Raw genomic sequence first — 20,595 nt, forward strand, 5'->3', positions numbered from 1 at the left:
CAGGTTTCTTAATATTTATGAAGAGTAAAATTCCAGCGGCACTGCGACGGATCATCGATGCCAGCCATCATGATCCATTCGAGGTACTCGGCAGACATGTGCATGGCAATGACTGTCGCGTTAGGGTATTCATGCCACAAGCGGAGAAAGTCGCTCTGGAGAGTGATAAACAGCCATTCAGACGCATTGAGGGCACCGATTTATTTGAGCTGGAGACGACGGTCGACAAGGTCAGTGATCACTATCTTCTGGAGTGGCAGGACAAATCGGGGTTGATCCAAAAAACCTACGACCCTTACAGCTTTCCACCCCTATTGCCTGAGTTTGACCTGCATCTGTTCAGCGAAGGCAAGCATCGCCATGCCTATCGCTTCTTTGGCGCTCACCCCTATGAAACCGCCGGAATCGCTGGGGTGCTGTTTGCCGTCTGGGCGCCAAACGCTGCCCGGGTGTCGGTAGTAGGCAATTTCAACCAGTGGGACGGACGGGTTCACCCCATGCGTTCAAGAGGGGGAACAGGTGTGTGGGAGCTGTTCATTCCAGCGCTGGATAGCGGCAATCTGTACAAATTCGAAATCCGCACCCAGAACGGGGATATATCCCTACGTACAGACCCCTATGGTAATCACTTCCAATTCCGGCCCGAAACAGCAGCCATCGTGGTCTCAGACAGCGACTATGGATGGGCTGATGGCGAATGGATAGGTAACCGAGCCACCTCCAACTGGCAGCAGGAGCCGATGTCCATCTATGAGGTCCATCTCGGTTCCTGGCGCAGGGACGATCAAGGAGGTTTCCTCAACTACCGTGATCTCGCCCATCAGCTTACCGAGCATGTCAAAAGGGTCGGATTTACCCATATTGAGCTGTTACCCATCACCGAACACCCCCTGGATGGCTCCTGGGGCTACCAGACAACCGGCTACTTCGCCCCTACCAGTCGCTTTGGCACCCCCGATGACTTCCGCTACTTCATCGATTACCTGCATCAAAACCAGATTGGCATTATCCTTGACTGGGTGCCCGCCCATTTCCCCCGGGATCGTTATGCGCTAGCCAGATTCGATGGCTCTGCGCTATATGAGCACGAGGATCCGCGCAAGGGGGAACATCGGGACTGGGGTACCCTGATATTCAATTTTGGTCGCAATGAGGTACGTAATTTTCTGATCTCCAGTGCCATCTACTGGCTGGAGGAGTTCCACATCGACGGCCTACGGGTGGATGCGGTCGCATCCATGCTCTACCTCGACTACTCCCGGGATCCGGGAGACTGGGTCCCCAATCAGTATGGGGGACGGGAGAACCTTGAGGCGGTCGACTTCTTACGAGAACTCAATTCTGTCACCCATGACTTCCACCCGGGCACATTGATGATCGCGGAAGAGTCCACCGCCTGGCCACAGGTATCACGCCCGACCTGGCTGGGAGGCCTGGGCTTCAGCATGAAGTGGAACATGGGTTGGATGCACGATACCCTCTCCTACACCTCTCAGGACCCAATCTACCGTCACTATCACCACGATTTACTCACCTTCGGGCTTCTGTATGCCTTCACCGAGAATTTCGTACTGCCCTTCTCCCACGACGAGGTTGTGCACGGCAAAGGCTCGATGATCGACAAAATGCCTGGTGACGAGTGGCAGAAATTTGCGAATCTACGGCTTCTCTACACCTATATGTTCACCTATCCAGGGAAGAAGCTGCTTTTCATGGGCTGTGAATTCGCCCAGGGTCGTGAATGGGACGATAGTGAGGCCCTGGACTGGTTCCTTCAGGACCACCCCTCGCATAAAGGCATAACGACGCTGCTGACCGATCTCAACAAGCTCTATAAGGAGCAGCCGATACTGCACCAAATAGAGTTCGAGTATCCGGGATTCGACTGGATCGATTGTCATGACAGCTCACAATCGATACTCAGCTATGTGCGGAAAGACCGCAACGGCAATGAACTGCTGATCATCCTGAATTTTACCCCGGTACCACGGGACAACTACCGCATAGGCGTCAACCAGCCCGGGGTCTATCTAGAGGTCTTCAACTCCGATTCGGAGTTCTATGGGGGCAGCAATTTGGGCAATGGCAGCGGTTTGGTCTCCGAGGAGTCGCCCTGGATGGGACGTGACCAGTCTATCTCACTCACCCTGCCCCCATTGGGAGCCATTCTGCTGCGCAAACAAGACGGGTGATTCCAAGCACCCGATGGCCTCCAATGCGAGGATTAGCGCTTGCGATGACGATGAAAATAGGTGATCAATCCTCGCGTTGAGCTGTCGTGTGGGGAGACCTGCAGCTCATCCATCAGCTCCGGCAGGATAACCCCCGCCAGCTGCTTACCCAGCTCCACCCCCCATTGGTCGAAGGAGTTGACCCGCCAGATAATGCCCTGCACAAAGATCTTGTGCTCATACAAGGCGATCAGCGATCCCAAACGTGATGGGGTTATCTTATCCAGCAACAGGGTATTTGAGGGTCTATTTCCAGGAAAGATTCGATGCGGCAGCAGGTCCACGATCTGCTCAGGTTCCAGACCCGCCTGCTGCATATCCTCACGCACTTCAGTACGTGTCTTGCCACGCATCAATGCCTCACTCTGCGCCAGACAGTTGGCGAAGAGTTTTTCATGATGATCCCCGGTCTCATTCTGACTGTTGACCGGCACGATGAAATCGCAGGGAATGAGCTGTGTACCCTGATGGATGAGTTGATAATAGGCATGCTGCCCGTCGGTGCCCGCGGATCCCCAAATAACAGGGCCGGTGGGATAGTCGACCGGCCGGCCGAAGCGGGTGACACGTTTACCGTTGCTTTCCATATCAGCCTGTTGCAGGTAGTCGGGCAGATACCTGAGATACTGGTCGTAGGGAAGAATTGCATGGGTATGCGCCTTGGCGAAATCCACATACCAAATACCCAGCAACGCCATGATCACCGGCATGTTCTCCGATAGATCGGCATGCAGAAAATGCTCATCCATATCATGCGCGCCTTGCAGCAGTTCATAATAACTCTGCATACCGACGGCAATGGCGATGGGCAAACCTACTGCCGACCAGAGTGAATAGCGCCCACCCACCCAGTCCCAGAACTCGAACATATTGGCCGTATCGATGCCGAATTCTGAAACCTTCTCCGCATTCGTCGAAACTGCCACAAAATGGTGTGCCACGGCTTGCTCATCATGCAGTTCATCCAGCAGCCATTGTCGCGCGGTGTGGGCATTGGTCAGGGTCTCTTGGGTGGTAAAGGTCTTCGACGCAATGATGAACAGGGTGGTTTCAGGATCCAATCCAGCCAGCGTGTCGATAATATGGCTGCCATCCACATTCGAGACGAAATGCATATTCAAGCCCGGTTTTTGATAGGACTTAAGCGCCTCGCAGACCATGAGAGGACCTAGATTGGAACCACCAATACCGATATTCACCACGTTGCTGATCGGCTTCCCTGTATAGCCTTTCCACTCCCCTGAACGCACCGCTTCGGAAAATACCTCCATTTTCTGCAGAACCGCGTTGATGCCGGGCATCACATCCTCGCCATCGAACCAGACGGGATGGTTGGAGCGATTCCTCAACGCCACATGTAAAACAGCCCTGTTCTCGGTGATGTTCAGGCGTTCGCCGGAAAACATGCGACGCCGCCAACCGTCAACATCCACTGCTTGAGCCAGGGCCAGCAGAAGATTCATAGATCTGGTCGTTATACGGTTCTTCGAATAATCGAGCATGATCCCACACTGCCTGATGGACATCTGCTCAGCCCTCTCCGGGCCCTGTTGAAACAGGTCACGCATCTGGAGTGGCTCGACCTCGGCCCAATGCTGCTCAAGGGCCATCCATTCATCTGTCTGATTTATCTCGGTCATGTTCTAAATGCGTTTTATTTGAATATAAGTTACAGTTTTCATGGGATTGGCAGCAAGTGTAGCAAGATAACATAAGACATATCGTACAGTTATGAAGCTAAATGATAAAATAGGGCATCAACAACATATACCGGACCAGAATCTGCTCATTCTCGCTCGGGCCTGGTAACAGTTTTGTAAAGAATAAGGATAAGAAAAACCCATGAAAATCCTCTTTGCCAGCAGCGAAGCCACGCCGTTGATTAAAACTGGTGGGTTGGCGGATGTTGCGGGTAGCTTACCCACTGCACTCAATCATATAGGCCAGGATTGTCGCTTGATTCTTCCAGGTTATCCAGATGTTCTGGAAAAAGCAGAAAACCTGACAAAACTGGCAACCCTGGAAATTGCCGGCGAAAAATCGCCTGTACATCTCTTAAAGGGTAGCAGTGGTCCGCATAAGGTACCGCTGTATGTAGTCGACGCACCCCATAGGTTCAAGCGTCCGGGGAATCCCTATCTCTCCCCAGAGGGTGTGAACTGGCCCGATAATGCGGAACGGTTCAGCCTCTTCTGTCACGCTGTCGCCGAGTTGGCGACCAACCGGATAGAACACGACTGGGTGCCTGACGTTGTGCATGCGAATGACTGGCAAACCGGTCTTATCGCCCCACTCCTCTCCATGGAGAAGAAGCGGCCTGCAACCCTGTTCACGATCCATAATCTGGCCTATCAGGGACTCTACGATCAGGCCACTTTCCAACGTCTTGGACTCCCCGACCACCTTTGGTCATACCATCACTTGGAGTTTCATGGTCAGCTCTCATTCATCAAGGGGGGGATTGCCCTCTCCGATCGTGTGAATACAGTCAGTCCTAGCTATGCAACTGAGATCAAAACAGCCGAGTTCGGATATGGCCTAGAGGGTCTGTTGAACCATCGTAAAGACCATTTCACCGGCGTTCTCAACGGGATCGACTATCACGCATGGGATCCACTTACTGACAAGCATATCTATACACCCTTTTCCGTTGAACGTTTTAGTGAAAAACGCAAAAACAAGCTGGCATTACAACGGGAATATGGGCTACCCGAGGATGAACACATTCAGCTATTAGGCTACATCGGCCGCTTGGTTGATCAGAAGGGTGTCGACCTGATCCTGCAGATTCTCCCCGGGATCATGGATGCTGGCGTGCAAATGGTCATGCTGGGATCGGGTAATAAGGATCTTGAACACGCCCTGGAAAAAATCAGTAACCGTTACCACAGCCGGGTTGGTGTCTATATCGGATATGATGAAAGCTTGTCACATCGTATCGAGGCCGGGTGCGACTGCTTTCTTATGCCCTCCCGCTTCGAACCTTGTGGATTGAACCAGATGTACAGCCTGAGATACGGCACCGTACCCATCGTAAGACGCACCGGTGGTCTGGCGGATACAGTGGTCGATGTAAATCCATCGACCCTCGCCAACGGCAGTGCGACCGGGTTCGTATTTGAGAATGCGGATGCAAGCAGTCTGTGGGGAGCGGTTGAGCACGCAATTAATTTCTATCGTCGATCCTCAACAGACTGGGAGATACTTGCCCGAACCGGCATGCAACAGGATTTCAGCTGGGAAGCCAGCGCCCAGCACTATCTGGAACTCTACCAGACAGCCATGGATGAGCCGGGTCTGTAGATAGCCGATAACTATCTGCTCTCTTTATGCGGCCTGAATCGGTATCGCATTGCCAGTACCGATTACCTTGTTTTCCTCATCGAGATAGACCAGCGAGGGTTTGAAGCTCGCCATCTCCTCACTGTCCAGTCCTGCATAGGCACAGATGATGACTCTATCCCCTGGCTCGGCCTTATGCGCGGCTGCACCATTGACCGAAATCACCCGCGATCCCGCCTCTGCCAGTATGGCGTAGGTCGTGAAACGTTCCCCATTGGTCACGTTATAGATCTGGATCTGTTCGTACTCATGGATACCTGCCAACCGCATAAGATCGGCATCAATGGCACAGGAGCCTTCATAATCAAGCTCGGAGTGAGTCACACATGCTCGATGTAGCTTGCACTTAAGTACTGTCAGCTGCATGGATTTCGTGCCCTATCTTGGATGAATGTCTATGTTAACCATTGTCCCGGTTCAGATCGACCCGGGATCTACCAAACAAGGTAACGGTGGATTATCCGCGATCTTGTCCTGCCTATCAATAAGGAATTGTTGCTATGCAGCATTTAGATTATCTATCAGTCGTGTAGTTCCCATATAGGCTGCCGCGAGAATTACCAGATGTTGATCTTCCCGGCCTGGTAGAGCCAGGTCATGAGCCCGACGAATGCTAAAATAATCCGGCTTAAATCCTGCAGATCGAAGCATATCGGCGCCATTTGACTCCAAAAGAGCATAATTTCGTTCACCACTCCTCAATGACTCAGCAGTGATATTGAGGATTTCATAGAGTTTTGGCGCCTGTTTCCTCTCATCCACTGACAGATAGCCGTTTCTAGAGCTCTTCGCCAGTCCATCCGCCTCCCTGACAGTGGGTAACCCGACGATCTCTATGGGTATAGCTAAATCCGCAACCATGCGCCGGATCACCATCAACTGCTGATAATCCTTCTCACCGAACACTGCCAAATCCGGTTGTACATAGTTGAAGAGTTTGCAAACAATTGTTGCAACGCCCACAAAATGACCCGGGCGGCTGGCACCACAGAGAATATCGGAGAGTTCCGGCACTTCCACCCGGGTTTGCGCTTGATTGCCCTGGGGGTAGATCGTCGTCCCCGAAGGAGCGAAAAGCAGATCGACACCGGCCTGCTCCAGCTTGTGTTGATCCTCTTTCAGGGTACGCGGGTAACTATCGAAATCCTCTCCCTCACCAAACTGCATGGAATTGACGAAGATGCTGACCACGCTTCTTTCACACTGCCCCTTGGCAGCATCCACCAACGCCAGGTGTCCTGCATGAAGATTACCCATGGTTGGCACAAAACCGATCCTCTCCCCCGCCTTGCGCCAGCTACCGATGCGCTGACGTAGCCGTTCAATGTCAGAAACCGTCTCCATCCCGTTGCTCACTTGAAACTGTGCTCGGCAGTTGGGAATTCACCGGACTTCACGGCATCCACATAGGCATGCAGTGCCTCCTGGATGGTCCTGCCGGATTGCAGAAAGTTCTTCACAAAACGGGGTGGACGGGGGTTGATTCCCAACATGTCGTACAGCACCAGTACCTGTCCATCGCAATCGGGTCCGGCACCAATGCCGATCACAGGTATGCTCAACTCTTTGGCGACCTGTGCCGCCAACTGATCCGGCACGCACTCCAGCACCAGCATATCGACACCAGCCTCCTGCAGTAACCGGGCATCTTCGCGGATCAGGCTCGCATCCCGTTTTTCACGTCCCTGGACGCGATAACCACCCAGCTTATGTACAGATTGCGGCAGCAGTCCAAGGTGTCCGCACACCGGGATTCCCTGTGATGCAAGCTGGCGAATCGCCTCCAGCTGAGTCGCTCCGCCTTCCAGTTTAACCATGTGGGCGCCACCCTCTTTCATCAGCCTGCCCGCCGATTCCATGGCCAGCCCTGGCGAACGGTAACTCATGAACGGCATATCTGCTATGAGCAGAGAATTATCCCTGGCTCTTGCAACATTGCGGGTATGGTAGATCATCTCATCCAGGGTTACCGGCAAGGTACTCTCTTGCCCCTGGATCACCATACCGAGAGAGTCACCCACCAGAATCACTTCGACACCAGCTTCTTCAACAAGGCGAGTGAAGCTGGCATCGTAGCTGGTCAATACACATATCTTCTCACCAGCGGATTTCATCTCAAGCAAACTTCTGACGGTAATAGTTTTTTTACTCATAGTGTCTCGATGCGTTGAATCTGCGGCCAACCGGGAATTCTGGCACAGTATATAGGCTGTTAACACTGTTCGCGAAGGGTTTACTGTTGTACGGTGCGGCAAGCCGCACCCTACATTTATTCAAGGCGTAGGGTGCTGCCTGCGGCACCGAAATCCGCTATTTCCTTGCCAAGAAACAGGTTCAGAGGGAAAACCCGCTAAGATTCAGATAACGGCGCCTTTCAGCACCGCCATCGCAGATATGCTCTAACAGCAATTGAAAATCCTGTTCCCTTTGCAGAGGATTGATCTCTGCCGCATTTACGATGAGGAGCGGAGAACGATCATAATGGTGAAAGAAATCGGCATAGGCATCACACAGCCGCTGTAGATAGTCTGTTTCGATTTTTCTTTCCACTGGCCGGGCACGTTGTTTTATACGCTTCATCAGCACATCGACGGGCGCTTGAAGATAGACCACCAGTTCAGGCGGTGGCGCGTCCAGTGTCAGACGATCATAGACCTGCTCATAGAGTTGCAGCTCATCAGGATCAAGATTGATCTGTGCAAACAGGCGATCCTTTTCAAGCATGAAGTCTGCAATCAGGTGTTGTCGGAACATATCGCCCTGAGACAGATCGTTCCACTGACGACTGCGCTGAAACAGAAAAAAGAGTTGCGCCGGCAATGCGGCTTCCCGCGGATTTTGATAGAAACGTTGTAGAAAGGGATTCTCTTCCGCTCCCTCAAGTAACACATCACTGCCGAAATGGTTTGCCAAACGTTGTACCAGACTGGTTTTTCCAACCCCGACAGGCCCTTCCACAACGATAAAGTTTGGCTTCTCAGACCAACCGTTCAACACCCTCTCCAGACAAGCTGAACAACAGATCCTGCAACCTGCCCATGCCAGGGATATCCATATCGATCGGGGCGATCTCACTCAGCGGTATTAGAACAAATGCCCGGTTTGCCATCTCTGGATGCGGGACCTGTAGACCTGGTGTATCGATCGTCGCCCTGCCATACATCAGCAGATCAAGATCGAGGGTACGCGGCCCCCATCGCTCACCTTCACGAACCCGCCGGTGGGCCAGTTCGATAGCCTGTAATTGTTCCAGCAACCCCTCCGCATCCAACACGGTAATCAACGCAGCAACGGCGTTGATGTAGCTTGGCTGGTGTTGCGGACCAATCGGTTCTGTTCGATACAACGACGACTGCACAAGCAGGGATGAATCCTTCAATTCAGTCAGCTCCTGGAGCGCTGTTTCAACCTGCTGAATGGGATTTTCCAGATTGCTGCCTAAACCGATATAGGCAATTACCGATTGAACCTTACTCATCGCTCGGCTTGTTACTCTGGCTATTCTTGCCTCGCCTTTTCCTGCGACGACCTCTGCCACGACGTCCCTGCCCTGACATGTTCTGCTTCTGCTCACTGTTGGCATGTTGGAATTCGGTCCACCACTTCGACAGTTCGAGCTCAACTTCACCCGCCTCCGCACGCAGCAGGAGAAAATCGTAGGCGGCACGGAATCTGGGGTGACTCAAGAGTCGATAGGGCCGCTTACCCTGGCGTTGCTCGAAGCGTGGTTGCAACTGCCAGATATCGCGCATCGGATAACTGAATCGTTTCGGAATCGATACATGCTTGATTTGCTCTCTCAAGACATCATTGGCCGCTGTCTGTAGCGCCTCCGCGGGAAGGAGATCCTGTGTCAGCTGCGCCTCGTAACCAAGCCTTACCGGCTCCCACAGCAACACCGCAAAAAGGAATGCAGGGGTAACCGATTTATCCTGCTGCAGACGCGTATCGGTGTTATTCAAACCCCGATTGACGAAGGTTATGGGAAAATCATGGTCTTCGTGGGAGAGCGCCTCTTCGGTAGCGGGAAAGAGCTGCCCAAACAGACCATAGTGGCGCAGCTTCTCGAACGATGCCAATGCAGAACCGCCAAGAAAGAGCTTCAGCACCTCTTCATAGAGCCTGGCGGAAGGCACATCGCTGAGCAACGGAGCAAGACTCTGGATTGGCGATTCCGTTTCCGGATCGATGATAAATCCCAGCTTGGCGGCAAAACGTATCGCCCGCAGAAGTCGTACCGGATCTTCCCTGTAGCGACTCTCCGCATCACCCAGCAGGCGTATCACCCCGTTTTGAAGATCCGACATACCGTCGGCGAAATCGATGACCGTGAAATCCCCCACATCATAGTAGAGCGCATTGATGGTGAGATCCCGGCGCTGGGCATCCTCTTCAACGGTACCGTAGACGTTGTCACGCAGTATCATGCCGTTCTCTGCGTGGCGCTCCCCATCCTGCTCAGGCTGCCGGTTACTGCGAAATGTGGCAACTTCGATAATCTCGCGACCGAAGTAGACATGCGCGAGACGAAAGCGCCGGCCTATCAAGCGACAGTTTTTAAAAACCGACTTGACCTCCTCCGGCAAGGCATTGGTAGCCACGTCGAAATCCTTGGGCTCACGGCCAAGCAGCAGGTCGCGCACACCCCCGCCTACCAGGTACGCCTCGTAACCGGCATTTTGTAACTGAGTCAGGACTCTTATGGCGTTGCGGCTGATATTCGCCCGGGATATGGTATGACTGTCCCGGGCAATGACAATAGGCATCACCGAGCCTCTTCTATCCGATCCGGCTGGGGGAGTAGAATTGCTGATCAATCCGGAGAATTTCGATTTCAGCCACTTGGCAGTTTGTTTCAAGGGTACGACCACTGAACTATTTTTTTAACCAGGTGATTGAGCCTGGCAACCAAGTCAGTATAATACCGCCTTTCGTGAGAAACTGCTCCCTTCGTCTAGTGGTTAGGACGCTGGCCTCTCACGCCGGTAACAGGGGTTCGAGTCCCCTAGGGAGTACCAGTTAGTGAAAAGGCCGCTGGATAGCGGCCTTTATTCTTATAGGTCCTTTGATAACTCGCTGAGATAATTACGAAATTCTTCCCCCAGCTCATTGTGTGACAAACCATATTCGACGGTTGCCTCAAGATACCCGAGTTTACTTCCGCAATCATAGCGTTTGCCTTTCACCCGATAGACCCGGACCTTTTCAAACTTCAACAGCTCGGCAATGGCATCAGTCAGCTGGATTTCACCGCCGGCCCCCTCACCAGTCTTCTTGATCAAGTCGAAGATACGCGGCGTAAGGATATAGCGTCCGACCACCGCAAGATTGGATGGCGCATCCTCCGGTTTCGGCTTTTCGACGATGGATGTCATGATGGCAGTTTCGCCATCGTCCTCCTCTACCTCCACGATGCCATACTTGCCAGTCTCCTCGCGCGGAACCTCCTCTACCAGTATCACACTGCACTGATAACGCTCATAGATCTCGGCCATTTGAGCGATGGCGCCTACACCATCTTCACCAGAGATCAGATCATCCGCCAGGATTACCGCAAATGGCTCGTCCGCCACCACGGATTCCGCACAGAGCACAGCATGGCCAAGCCCCAGGGCTTCCGCCTGCCTGAGATAGATACAGCTCACATCAGCGGGCAGGACGTTCTGTACCTTCTCTAACAGCTCAGTCTTTCCCGCCTCCTTCAGTTCACTCTCCAATTCGTATGCCTTGTCGAAATGATCGGGAATAGAGCGTTTGTTTCTACCTGTGACAAATACCAGTGATGTCACACCCGCCTCTTCCGCCTCCTCGGCGGCATATTGAATCAAAGGCTTGTCTACTACCGGCAGCATCTCCTTGGGATTGGCCTTGGTTGCGGGTAAAAAACGGGTGCCCATCCCAGCTACAGGAAAAACCGCTTTACGTATCTTTTTCATTACCACTCCTCTGAATCCTTGTACACATCGGGCCGTTCAATTACCCGCATTCAGGTGACTCAACACCCCAAGTATCGCAACCCATATCATACAGAGTTCTTCGAATGAGGTCCCTTACAGTCACAAGCTGGATGCAATCTCCTGATTGATCGACTGCAGTGCCACGATAGGGTCGGCCGCTGCCGTAATCGGTCTTCCCACCACCAGGTAACTGGAACCAGCATGTATCGCATCGGCCGGTGTCATCACACGGCGCTGATCGTCCTGAGCCGCTTGTTTAGGCCGTACACCGGGAGTCACCAGAAGAAACGCATCACCCAGCTCGCTACGCAGCATTTCAGCCTCCCTGGGGGAGCAGACAACACCATCCAGCCCCGCTTGCTGTGTCAACTTGGCCAAGCGTGAGACATTCTGCGCTGGGTCCCCGGAAAAACCGATATCCTCGATCTCTTCACCGGTCAGACTGGTAAGAATGGTAACTGCGACCAGAAGCGGGCGAGTGTTCCTGGCCTCCAGGCGTTCGCGAGCTGTCTCCATCATCCTGCGACCGCCGGATGCATGCAGATTCATCATCCATACCCCGAGATCAGCCGCTGCATCGCAGGCCGCCGCTACAGTATTGGGAATATCATGAAACTTCAGGTCGAGAAAAACATCATAGCCGCGGCCTCTAAGCACTTCGACAAAAGTGGGACCGAGACGGGTAAACATCTCTTTGCCAACCTTGAGCCGACAAAGTGAGGGATCCAAGCGATCCACAAGCGCAAGGGCCCTATCCTGATTTGGATAATCAAGTGCAACAATGACCCTTGAATCACTGGTATTCATGTTGTTTCCACCATTCTGTTGTAGTTGGGATCCGAGAATTCGGATCGATCATCACGTCAGCGCATTTGCCTTAAAGCTGCGCGTCAATCCCTGCTGCGGCTTGATCTCACCCCATGTCTTGCAACTGGGGCAGTGCCAATGTAGTTTTTTCGCTGTAAAACCACAGTGATCACACTGATAGGCGGGCTGTTTTTCAAGTAGCTTCATCACCGATATCAGCAGCACCTCCAGGGCCTCCTTGGGACTCTCCTCACTTCTCTGCAGATTCAATCTGACCAGGCGCTCCAGGCCTTTTAAGTCAGGTGTCTCTTCCAGATGTCTGAGCAAGGCATCCACAGCCGCCCCCTCACCCTCTTTTTCGACAATCATCTCGGAGAGTATCATCATCGCTTCCGTGCAATGGTGACGTTGATAGAGCTGTTGCAGATATTCGAACAGCTCAGGCTGTCTGCCAAGTTTTTTATAGCATTCAACCAGCCTGGGCAGCACCTCGGAAAGATAGATGGGATCGTTGTCCTCAACCTGCTGTAACAATTTGACCACCGATCGGCAGTCTCCCCGGGTATATTCGATCTCGGCCTGTAATAGCAACGCCCGCACATTGCTTCGCTGTACCTGCTGGGCACGTTTGAGATAACCCTCCGCAGCCGATACATTCTGCTGGCTCAACATCTGCTCAGCCAGTTCACAATAGAAATGGGCAACCGCATTAGGTCGTGAGGGGTAGTGGGATTCCGATATCTTCTCAGCCACATCCAGGCAGCGCTGCCACTCTTTCTCCTGCTGGTAAATCTCCAACAGGTAGATATAGGCCTGCTCGTTATAGAGTTTCAGTTCGGTCAATTCGAGGAACAGGTTTTCGGCACGATCAAACAGACCGGCGCGCATATAGTCCTGACCCAGTTCAAGCAAGGCCTGCGCTCTCTGTTCACGATTCAAGCTGGGCCTGGCTATCAGGTTCTGATGGATACGGATGGCCCGATCCACTTCACCCCGCCGCCGGAACAGGTTACCCAGGGCAAGGTGGGTTTCGACCGTATCGCTATCCACGTCCAATAATTCGATGAACAGATCGATTGCCTTGTCAGGCTGTTCATTTAGCAGATAGTTAAGACCCTTGAAATAGACCGGGGCTATCTGTGGTGGCTGCTTCTGCGTTTTACTGGCCATACCGCGCCGCGCCGTATACCAACCGGAGGCAGCAGCTACAGGTAGCAATAAAAGCAATAACTCAACCACCTGTCACCTCGGTAACCACACAAATTGAGCAACCTTGATAGGGCCTAAAGTACATTGCAACGCTCACTGCTCCTTCAAAGGTAGGGCACGAAGATTATTGACCTCTTCACTCACCAGTTGACTGCGCCGTTTAAGCTTGTGGATTTCCCGCTTGAGTCCCAATACCTTGCCCATTCCGGCCAAGACACCCAATACCACACCAAACCCCAAGGCGATGGTCAGTATCAACGATAAAGGAATCTCCCGGCGGCCAAAATAGTAGTTGACCTCAACAGGATCGGCATTGAGGACAGTGAAGACTGCACCCAGCAGCATGATCAGGATGACAATAAAGAGTTTTATGAATCGCATAGACGTTCCGTAGTTCCTCCTCTCAGGAAACCATTCTCGCCTACTGCCGTCCAGTTTGAAATAGCAAAAATGGCAGAACTTGGGAATAGATGAAGGAGTTTACGGCCAGGTCACAAATGTTTTCACAGGCTGAAACCCAATATTTTCCGGTTTACAGCCTGTCAAGGAAGGCGCTCGAGGAGGGATTTTGAGGTCGGGTGATTTTAGCCAACCCTAGGCGTAGGTATCCAACAGACCATCGCCACCCATTATCCATGTTCGACTCTCTACAGCGGCTGTTTCCTGGGTTGGCAGATCACCCCCGGAACTGCCGTTAGCATCAGACTCGGCCCCCCTGTCGCGGGCAGACTCACCTGCCTGCTGTTGACCCACATCCACATTGGCAAGGTTGAGGTTGATCTCACCAAACAACTCCCGCAGGCGTGGTATCGATGCCTCAATGGCATCACGTGTGGGGGCTTGAGTGGCGACAAAGGTGACACTGGTCTGATCGTTTTGCAGGGAAATCTTTATCTCCAGCGGCCCCAGATGGGGAGGATTCAGCTTGATTTCCGCTTGCTGGATGTTCTGACCCACCATCCATTGGATACGTTCACCCACCGCCCTGTCCCATCCCGCCTGACCGACCGGGATATCCAGAGGCATCACAATCGATGGCCTGATACCGGAGGATGAATTGACCGATGGTTGCAGTGAAACCGCGGTTAACTGTCCTGTGGTTTCAACCGGTCTAGCCGATTCCAACAACTGCTTACCCAGTTCACTGAGTTCAATTTTCAGCGGCTGGGGTTGACCATTCTCGATCAGCCGCTGGACCAGAAACTCAGGTTGCATCAGTTGGGGTTGGGTCTGCAGGGGCTTTGCAAGCGCCGCCCCCTCCATTGCCGGTCCACTCAATAGGGCCTGTTGCTGGGATAGCAAAAGCGGCAAGGGTTTGCCGTCCAGGTGGAGTTGCAGCGGCAATGGACTGCCATGCTGAACCGTGATCGCCTGGGTCTGCAGGGAATCTGCCGCCCCCGTAGCAAGTGACAGTAACACCACGCCCTCTTCACCCTGAGTCATCAGCAACTCCTGCAGGGCTTGGTCGAATGTAGCCCCGACAATCTCTCCGTTTGCCGTGACCTGAGCGATGAGATCACCCCCTTTACCAGGGGTTGCGGATGTAAGCTTGTCCCCCTGAACCTGGGGCATGAGTGCTATCTGTACCATGGCTAAACCTGTAGTTGTCGCTTTCAGTCGACAATATGAATGCAGATTCCGGGCCAGGATCCAGGCTGTTCCTGGCTCTGGGTGGATTTTTTTCAATAAGCATTGCGAAAGGAGTGCCAAGCCTGAGCGGTCAGGTTTAGATACCGCAGCGATCTGGGATGTCTGATCTAAAAGGCAAAATCCTGCGGTGTTGCCCGGCGCCACTCCGCCATCCGTAACCGCCAATCGTCACCATCACCGCGTTTGAACAGCAGTTGTAGACGCAGTAAATCCCCACGCCATTGTGCCGGTGCCATCTCCGCTTCCTGAGGAGAGCCAGCGAGTCCGGCGAAGAGCACAACCTCTGACTCATTTTCAGCTCGCAGATCGATCTGATCGATTTTGGAGATAATATGGATCGATTTGTGGCGCATGAAATAGCCTAGCAGCATCGCCTTGAGCGCCCTGAAGTCGCGTCCGCTCCTATCCTCATAAGCGGGATCGACGAACCCCATTGCGGAAGAGAGATCACGGGCTTCCAGATAGCTCTCCGCCTCACTCAGTATGTTCCGAAGCTGCTCCTCCGGACTCAACGGCCGGTCACTGCAACCAGCAACGAACAGCGTGAACAGGAGTAGAAAGGTGCTGCCGCGGGATAGATTCGAGATGGCCATGGGCTATCTCAGGCCCAACACATCCTGCATATCGAAAAGTCCCCGGGGCTGGTCAACCACCCATCCGGCAGCACGCATTGCGCCACGGGCGAAATTCATCCGGTTCGAGGCCTTGTGTACAACCTCTATCCGCTCTCCCTCCATGGCAAACCAGACACTGTGTTCACCAACCACATCCCCTGCACGGATGGTCTCGAAGCCGATGGTCTTGCCATCCCGGGGACCGGTCTTTCCCTCCCGGCCATAGACGGCACACTCATGCAAATCCCGACCTAGAGCATCCGCCACCACTTCACCCAGTCTCAATGCGGTACCGGATGGTGCATCGACCTTGTGCCGATGGTGGGCCTCGATAATCTCCACATCCGCATCATCCCCCAGCACCTTGGCCGCCATTTCCACCAGTTTGAAGCTGAGGTTGACCCCAACACTCATATTCGGAGCAAATACGATTGCGATTTCATCGGCGCCACTGCCCAGGACCTGTTTCTCATCCTCATTCAGGCCGGTGGTGCCAATCACCATGCGCTTGCCCGCCTCACGGCATATACCCAGATGGGTCAGGGTGGCTGCAGGAGCGGTAAAGTCGATCACCACATCAAAATCATCAACCACAGTGTCCAGATCCGCTACCAGGGGGACATCGAGATGGCCGACACCCGCCAATACACCCGCATCCTGGCCGATGAATTGACTCTCCCGGCGCTCGGTCGCCGCACCCAGTACCAGCCCTTCTGTCTCATTTACAGCCGCTACCAGGGATCTGCCCATGCGTCCCGCTGCGCCAACCACTGCGATTCTTGTCATCCCATTCGCCCCTTATTTAAAACCCATGTTTTCAAAGAAATTTTTCACTCCATCAACCCAGCTGGTGGAGTGCGGGCTGTGTTTTGCGCCGCCCTTCTTCATGGACTCGTCAAGGCGCTTGATCAGCTCCTCCTGCTCACCCGTCAGCTTGACCGGCGTCTCGACCAACACCCGGCACATCAGATCGCCCATCGGGCCACCCCGCACCGGTTTGACACCCTTGCCACGCATCCGGAACAGGCGCCCCGTCTGGGTACCCGCGGGAATCTTCAGAATCACTTTACCGTCCAGGGTAGGCACCTCCAACTCACCACCCAGGGCCGCGATGGCAAAGCTTATCGGCACTTCACAATAGAGATGGTTATCCTCGCGACTGAAGATGTCGTGGGGCTTGACGGCGACCTGTACATAGAGATCCCCGGGCGGACCGCCATGCTCCCCAGCCTCCCCTTCACCGGCCAGGCGGATGCGGTCACCGGAATCGACACCGGGCGGCACCTTGACCGAGAGTGTCTTGTGCTCCTGTATTCGTCCCTGCCCATGACAGCTGGGACAGGGATCCTCGATCATGGTCCCTTTGCCATGGCAGCGGGGGCAGGTCTGCTGGACAGAAAAGAAGCCCTGCTGCATGCGCACCTGACCATGACCGCCACAGGTATCGCAGGTTTTGGGGGAGCTTCCCTTGCGTGCGCCACTCCCGGCACAGACATCACACTTCACCAGGGTCGGCACCCTGATCTTGACAGTGGTACCCGCTACCGCATCTTCCAGGGAGAGTTGCAGGTTGTAACGCAGATCGGCGCCACGGTGCACCCGCGAGCCACCGGCACCTCCCCGTCCGCCACCGAAGATATCCCCGAACACATCACCGAAGATATCTGAGAAATTGGCATTGCCGCCACCGAAGCCGCCACCCATGCTGGGATCGACACCGGCGTGTCCGAACTGGTCATAGGTTGCCCGCTTCTGCGCATCGGTCAAGATTTCATAGGCCTCCTTGGCCTCTTTGAATTTCACTTCCGCATCATCCCCGGTATCCCCGGTATTCCGGTCCGGATGGTATTTCATGGCCAGGCGTCGATAGGCCTTTTTGATATCGGCCTCACTGGCGTTCTTGTTGACGCCCAGAACTTCGTAATAATCGCGTTTAGCCATGGTTGTTATCTTTTACTACCGTTATCTGTCCACATTCATCATCCATCCAACTGCACCAATGCAGGTAACACTTTCCCGCTCGCAGAATGCCAAAAACCGCACATCGGCAGAGATGCCGATGCACGGTTTCTGAGACTAGTATCCCTGACTAGTTTTTATTGTCCTTGACCTCTTCAAACTCGGCATCGACCACATCATCTCCGCCCGCATCCGAGGCGCTATCCGATCCGGTCGCACCGCTATCCGCGGCAGCGGCTTCAGCATCGGCACCCTTCTCAGCATAGAGCCGTTCCGCCATCTTACCAGAAGCCTCCGCCAGGACCTTGGTCTTGGCCTCGATGGCATCCTTGTCGTCGCCCTTCATGACCTCCTCGAGATCCTTGATGGCGCTCTCGATGGCCTCTTTTTCACCCGCCTCAAGCTTCTCCTCACCGAGCTCTTCCATCGACTTCTTGGTGGCGTGAATCATGCTGTCCGCCTGGTTGCGGGCGCCGATCAGTTCATGGAACTTACGGTCTTCGTCTGCATGGGCCTCCGCATCCTTGACCATCCGATCGACTTCATCGTCGCTGAGACCGGAAGAGGCCTTGATGACAATCGACTGCTCCTTAGCGGTGGCCTTGTCCTTGGCGGAGACATTCAGAATACCGTTGGCATCGATGTCGAAGCTGACCTCGATCTGCGGTACACCCCTAGGTGCGGGAGGTATGTCGCTCAGATCAAAACGGCCCAGGGACTTGTTGGCCCCGGCCTGCTCACGTTCACCCTGCAGGACATGCACGGTCACCGCCGTCTGGTTGTCGTCCGCGGTGGAAAAGACCTGCGAAGCACTCGTGGGAATGGTCGTATTCTTCTCGATCAGCCTGGTCATGACGCCACCCAGAGTCTCGATACCCAGCGAAAGCGGGGTCACATCGAGCAGCAGGACATCTTTGACATCACCACCCAATACACCGCCTTGAATCGCCGCTCCGATGGCCACAGCCTCGTCCGGATTGACGTCCTTACGCGGCTCTTTGCCGAAGAATCCCTTCACTGCCTCCTGCACTTTCGGCATCCGGGTCTGACCACCGACCAGGATCACCTCATCGATCTTGGAAGCATCGATGCCGGCGTCCTTGAGGGCTGTTTTACAGGGCTCGATGGTACGCACGACCAGATCTTCCACCAACGACTCCAGTTTGGAACGGGTCAGCTTGATGTTCAGATGCTTGGGACCGCTGGCATCCGCCGTGACATAGGGCAGATTGATGTCGGTCTGCTGGCTGGAGGAGAGTTCGATCTTGGCCTTCTCGGCACCCTCTTTCAGGCGCTGCAGGGCCAGCGGATCGTTGCGCAGATCGAAACCCTGATCCTTTTTGAACTCGTCAACAAGATAATCGATGATACGCATGTCGAAATCTTCACCACCGAGGAAGGTATCACCATTGGTGGAGAGTACTTCGAACTGATGCTCGCCATCGATCTCGGCGATTTCAATGATGGAGATATCGAAGGTACCACCACCCAGGTCATAGACCGCCAGGGTCTGATCACCCCGCTTCTTGTCCATGCCGTAAGCCAGTGCCGCGGCGGTCGGCTCGTTGATGATGCGTTTCACATCCAGACCGGCGATACGACCGGCATCCTTGGTCGCCTGACGTTGGGAGTCGTTGAAGTAGGCCGGTACGGTGATAACCGCCTCGGTCACCTCTTCGCCGAGATAGTCATCAGCGGTCTTTTTCATCTTCTGCAGGATCTTGGCAGAGATCTCAGGCGGTGCCATCTTCTTGCCGTTGACCTCTACCCAGGCATCACCATTGTCGGCCTTGACGATCTTGTAGGGCACCATGTCCACGTCGCGCTGCACCACATCATCGTCAAACATGCGTCCAATCAGGCGCTTGATCGCAAACAGGGTATTCTGCGGATTGGTCACCGCCTGGCGCTTGGCGGACTGACCGACCAGGATCTCACCATCATTGGCATAGGCAATGATGGAGGGCGTGGTGCGGTCACCCTCGCTGTTTTCAATCACTTTAGTGGAACTCCCCTCCATCACTGCCACGCAGGAGTTGGTGGTTCCCAGGTCGATACCGATGATCTTACCCATGATGTTTCTATCTCCGAATCTTGTCTGAAAAAATATGCAATTCTTTGCTAACTGTCCCTAATGTGGGGTCAAGTACCTGTGATTCAAGCCTCTTCATCGATTGCCGCCCCGGATCCGGCCTTGGAGACCATCACCATTGCCGGACGCAACAAGCGGCTGTTCAGCAGGTAGCCTTTTTGCATCACGGCCACCACGGTGTTGGGGGCCACATCATCACGCTCCTGCATCGACATTGCCTGATGAAATTCCGGATTGAATGGTTCTCCGTCAGGATCGACCTGATCGACACCATGCTTGTGCATAACATCGACCAACAGCTTGAGGGTCAGCTCGGTGCCCTCGCGCAGTCTGTCCACATCGACCTGCTCATCCAGGGCCGCCTGATGGCCAAGCTCGAGACTGTCCCAGACCTGAAGCAGATCCATGGAAAATTTCTCCAGTGCGAACTTGTGAGCATTTTCCAGGTCCCGTTGATTTCGCTTGCGGAGATTCTCCAGCTCCGCACGGGTTCGCATCAGCTGATCCCAGTGATCATCTGCCTTGGCCCGCGCATCCTCCAGCAATTTAGTCAGCTCCTGTTGATCCTCTTGACTGCTATCCGCCTCATCAGCGACCTCATTCTCACCTGCTGGCTCTATTTCAGCCGCATCCGCCTCGTCGATGGCTTGTGCCTGGTTTTGCGCTTGATCCTTTTCACTCACTTCGTTTGACCTCTGAATAAATAGGTAGAACTACGCCTGCTGCGTACAATC

At 53.9% G+C, this 20,595-nt stretch carries 19 protein-coding genes and 1 tRNA gene; 3 read left to right on the forward strand and 17 right to left on the reverse strand.

Annotated features, from left to right (window positions below; translation table 11 throughout):
- The first annotated feature begins 17 nt into the window (after window positions 1–17).
- Window positions 18–2,192: a 1,4-alpha-glucan branching protein GlgB gene (gene glgB / locus R2K28_RS13420; RefSeq protein ID WP_316365079.1), complete on the forward strand. Its 2,175-nt coding sequence runs from the start codon at window positions 18–20 to the stop codon at window positions 2,190–2,192.
- A gap of 32 nt (window positions 2,193–2,224) precedes the next feature.
- Here glgB and pgi read toward each other — a convergent pair whose 3' ends face one another.
- Window positions 2,225–3,871 (reverse strand): glucose-6-phosphate isomerase, encoded by a 1,647-nt coding sequence (gene pgi, locus R2K28_RS13425; RefSeq protein WP_316365081.1) that lies wholly within the window; start codon window positions 3,869–3,871, stop codon window positions 2,225–2,227.
- 202 nt (window positions 3,872–4,073) lie between these two features.
- Between pgi and glgA the strand changes: the two genes are divergently transcribed.
- Entirely contained in the window at window positions 4,074–5,534 is a 1,461-nt protein-coding gene (gene glgA / locus R2K28_RS13430) for a glycogen synthase GlgA (RefSeq protein WP_316365083.1), read from the forward strand.
- 24 nt (window positions 5,535–5,558) lie between these two features.
- Here the strand turns inward: glgA and panD are convergent, their stop codons facing one another.
- From panD to pcnB, 6 genes are all read right to left on the reverse strand, one after another.
- Window positions 5,559–5,939: an aspartate 1-decarboxylase gene (gene panD, locus R2K28_RS13435; RefSeq protein WP_116449046.1), complete on the reverse strand. Its 381-nt coding sequence runs from the start codon at window positions 5,937–5,939 to the stop codon at window positions 5,559–5,561.
- A gap of 132 nt (window positions 5,940–6,071) precedes the next feature.
- Entirely contained in the window at window positions 6,072–6,929 is an 858-nt protein-coding gene (panC, locus tag R2K28_RS13440; protein WP_316365084.1) for a pantoate--beta-alanine ligase, read from the reverse strand.
- Window positions 6,926–7,726 carry a 3-methyl-2-oxobutanoate hydroxymethyltransferase gene (gene panB, locus R2K28_RS13445; protein WP_316365086.1) on the reverse strand — a complete coding sequence of 267 codons (801 nt, stop codon included), beginning with the start codon at window positions 7,724–7,726 and terminating at the stop codon, window positions 6,926–6,928. The genes panC and panB overlap by 4 nt, the downstream gene beginning before the upstream one ends.
- Before the next feature lie 181 nt (window positions 7,727–7,907).
- A complete protein-coding gene (locus tag R2K28_RS13450) occupies window positions 7,908–8,567 on the reverse strand; it encodes a deoxynucleoside kinase (RefSeq protein ID WP_316365088.1) in 660 nt (219 codons plus the stop codon).
- Window positions 8,551–9,051: a 2-amino-4-hydroxy-6-hydroxymethyldihydropteridine diphosphokinase gene (gene folK, locus R2K28_RS13455; RefSeq protein WP_316365090.1), complete on the reverse strand. Its 501-nt coding sequence runs from the start codon at window positions 9,049–9,051 to the stop codon at window positions 8,551–8,553. The genes R2K28_RS13450 and folK overlap by 17 nt, the downstream gene beginning before the upstream one ends.
- A complete protein-coding gene (gene pcnB / locus R2K28_RS13460; RefSeq protein WP_316365092.1) occupies window positions 9,044–10,339 on the reverse strand; it encodes a polynucleotide adenylyltransferase PcnB in 1,296 nt (431 codons plus the stop codon). Before pcnB ends, folK begins: the two co-directional genes overlap by 8 nt.
- Window positions 10,340–10,516: 177 nt before the next feature.
- On the opposite strand from pcnB, the gene R2K28_RS13465 reads away from it, so the two are divergent.
- Window positions 10,517–10,591, forward strand: a tRNA-Glu gene (locus tag R2K28_RS13465).
- Window positions 10,592–10,627: 36 nt separating this feature from the next.
- Here the strand turns inward: R2K28_RS13465 and galU are convergent.
- The 10 genes from galU to grpE all read right to left on the reverse strand — a co-directional run bounded on the left by galU (window position 10,628) and on the right by grpE (window position 20,544).
- The gene (galU, locus tag R2K28_RS13470; RefSeq protein ID WP_316365093.1) at window positions 10,628–11,509 is read right to left on the reverse strand and encodes a UTP--glucose-1-phosphate uridylyltransferase GalU; all 882 of its coding nucleotides are present in this window, start codon (window positions 11,507–11,509) and stop codon (window positions 10,628–10,630) included.
- A 120-nt stretch (window positions 11,510–11,629) separates the two neighbouring features.
- On the reverse strand, window positions 11,630–12,337 hold the full coding sequence (pyrF, locus tag R2K28_RS13475; protein WP_316365095.1) for an orotidine-5'-phosphate decarboxylase: 708 nt from the start codon (window positions 12,335–12,337) through the stop codon (window positions 11,630–11,632).
- A gap of 51 nt (window positions 12,338–12,388) precedes the next feature.
- Window positions 12,389–13,576, reverse strand: coding sequence for a lipopolysaccharide assembly protein LapB (lapB, locus tag R2K28_RS13480; protein ID WP_316365097.1), 1,188 nt, complete (start codon window positions 13,574–13,576; stop codon window positions 12,389–12,391).
- 63 nt (window positions 13,577–13,639) lie between these two features.
- On the reverse strand, window positions 13,640–13,927 hold the full coding sequence (locus R2K28_RS13485) for a LapA family protein (protein ID WP_116447535.1): 288 nt from the start codon (window positions 13,925–13,927) through the stop codon (window positions 13,640–13,642).
- 213 nt (window positions 13,928–14,140) lie between these two features.
- Window positions 14,141–15,136, reverse strand: coding sequence for a flagellar hook-length control protein FliK (locus tag R2K28_RS13490; RefSeq protein ID WP_316365099.1), 996 nt, complete (start codon window positions 15,134–15,136; stop codon window positions 14,141–14,143).
- A 167-nt stretch (window positions 15,137–15,303) separates the two neighbouring features.
- The gene (locus R2K28_RS13495; protein WP_316365101.1) at window positions 15,304–15,789 is read right to left on the reverse strand and encodes a hypothetical protein; all 486 of its coding nucleotides are present in this window, start codon (window positions 15,787–15,789) and stop codon (window positions 15,304–15,306) included.
- Between the two features lie 3 nt (window positions 15,790–15,792).
- Complete coding sequence (dapB, locus tag R2K28_RS13500) at window positions 15,793–16,596, reverse strand: 4-hydroxy-tetrahydrodipicolinate reductase (RefSeq protein WP_316365103.1); 804 nt, start codon at window positions 16,594–16,596, stop codon at window positions 15,793–15,795.
- Between the two features lie 12 nt (window positions 16,597–16,608).
- Window positions 16,609–17,751: a molecular chaperone DnaJ gene (gene dnaJ, locus R2K28_RS13505; RefSeq protein ID WP_316365105.1), complete on the reverse strand. Its 1,143-nt coding sequence runs from the start codon at window positions 17,749–17,751 to the stop codon at window positions 16,609–16,611.
- A 148-nt stretch (window positions 17,752–17,899) separates the two neighbouring features.
- Window positions 17,900–19,843 (reverse strand): molecular chaperone DnaK, encoded by a 1,944-nt coding sequence (gene dnaK, locus R2K28_RS13510; RefSeq protein WP_316365106.1) that lies wholly within the window; start codon window positions 19,841–19,843, stop codon window positions 17,900–17,902.
- Window positions 19,844–19,926: 83 nt separating this feature from the next.
- Window positions 19,927–20,544, reverse strand: a complete 618-nt coding sequence (grpE, locus tag R2K28_RS13515; RefSeq protein ID WP_316365107.1) for a nucleotide exchange factor GrpE — start codon at window positions 20,542–20,544, stop codon at window positions 19,927–19,929.
- Window positions 20,545–20,595: the final 51 nt, after the last annotated feature.

The sequence above is a fragment of the Candidatus Thiodiazotropha sp. CDECU1 genome, assembly GCF_963455295.1.
In the GTDB taxonomy this organism is placed as follows: domain Bacteria; phylum Pseudomonadota; class Gammaproteobacteria; order Chromatiales; family Chromatiaceae; genus Thiodiazotropha.